Genomic DNA, 1,432 nt, shown 5'->3' with positions numbered 1-1,432 from the left:
CTCCTATTGATGCTGGAGAAAAAGTCGTTGTTATAAAGAGGCATAGTACTATTTTACAAGTGAAAAAGGAGAGTGAATAAATATGGCAGTAGCATTAACGTTAACGATTATTTTCGCATTGATTGTCGTTGTATTTATTGCATTGACGATTAAAATTATTTCGCAGCAAAAAGTTGGGGTTGTTGAAAGGTTTGGTAAATTTCAACGGATTATGCACCCAGGATTAAATATTTTAATCCCAATTGTAGATCGTGTTCGTGTATATCATGATTTGCGTATTCAACAAACGAATGTACCACCACAAAAGGTAATTACSAAAGATAATGTACAAGTAGAAATTGATACAATTATTTTCTATCAAATTGTTGAACCAGAGCTTGCGACATATGGTATTTCAAACTATGAATATGGTGTTCGTAATATTACATCTGCAACAATGCGACAAATTATTGGTAAAATGGAGCTTGATGAAACATTATCAGGTCGTGAAAAAATTTCAACAGAAATTCGTTTAGCACTTGATGAAGCGACAGAAAAATGGGGCGTTCGTATTGAGCGTGTCGAAATAGTCGATATTAACCCACCAAAAGATGTGCAAGTATCAATGGAAAAACAAATGAAAGCAGAACGTAATAAACGTGCGATCATTTTAGAAGCTGAAGCAGCGAAACAAGATAAAGTCCTTCGTGCTGAAGGGGAAAAACAAAGTAAAATTTTAATGGCTGAAGGGGATAAAGAAGCGCGTATTCGAGAAGCTGAAGGTTTAAAAGAAGCAAAAGAATTAGAAGCGCAAGGGGAAGCAAGAGCGATTGAGGAAATCGCAAAAGCAGAACAAAATCGAATTGAATTACTTCGCGCAGCAGATTTAGATGAGCGCGTACTTGCTTATAAATCATTTGAATCATTGATTGAGGTTGCAAAAGGACCAGCAAATAAAGTCTTTATTCCGTCTAATGCAATTGAAACACTTGGTACTCTTGGTGCTATTGGGGAAATTTTTAAAGAGAAACAAGCGAAGAAATTACCTTCGTCAGATACAGAAAAATAACTATCAGAGTGAGGAAGAGAAATGGGATGCCATTTCTCTTTTTTGTGCGTATATTGCGAAAGGCTTGTACATATCCATGTATAAAGAAGGTGATACAGTGAAAAAGTATGCTACTCGTATACATGGGAAAAAACTAGTTTCGTTACTCTTTCTATATGCACTAATAGTAATTATTATTGCGTCGATTTTGACGTCACTTTTACATACAATGAAATCGAATTATGCGAATCAATGGTTTGGAAAAGTATCTATGCAAGGTTTTGTTCAAATGATAGAAAGTGAGAATCGCTATTATGGATTTGATTATTTTAAGCAAAATAAACGAGAATCGGTTGGGAATTTAATGTTCTCTATTGCGACAGATTTAAAAATAAAAGATTTGAG

At 34.5% G+C, this 1,432-nt stretch carries 1 protein-coding gene and 2 pseudogenes; all 3 read left to right on the top strand.

Annotation, left to right across the window (positions count from 1 at the left end):
* Positions 1-80, top strand: a pseudogene (locus tag AC1DTM_RS26430) (NfeD family protein); the annotation flags it as partial.
* Between the two features lie 2 nt (positions 81-82).
* The gene (locus AC1DTM_RS26425) at positions 83-1,048 is read left to right on the top strand and encodes an SPFH domain-containing protein (RefSeq protein WP_002158136.1); all 966 of its coding nucleotides are present in this window, start codon (positions 83-85) and stop codon (positions 1,046-1,048) included.
* Positions 1,049-1,145: 97 nt separating this feature from the next.
* Positions 1,146-1,432, top strand: a pseudogene (locus AC1DTM_RS26420) (stage II sporulation protein P); the annotation flags it as partial.

It is taken from the genome of Bacillus sp. P4_D3 (assembly GCF_056401855.1).
This window is presented reverse-complemented; position numbering and strand designations above follow the sequence as displayed.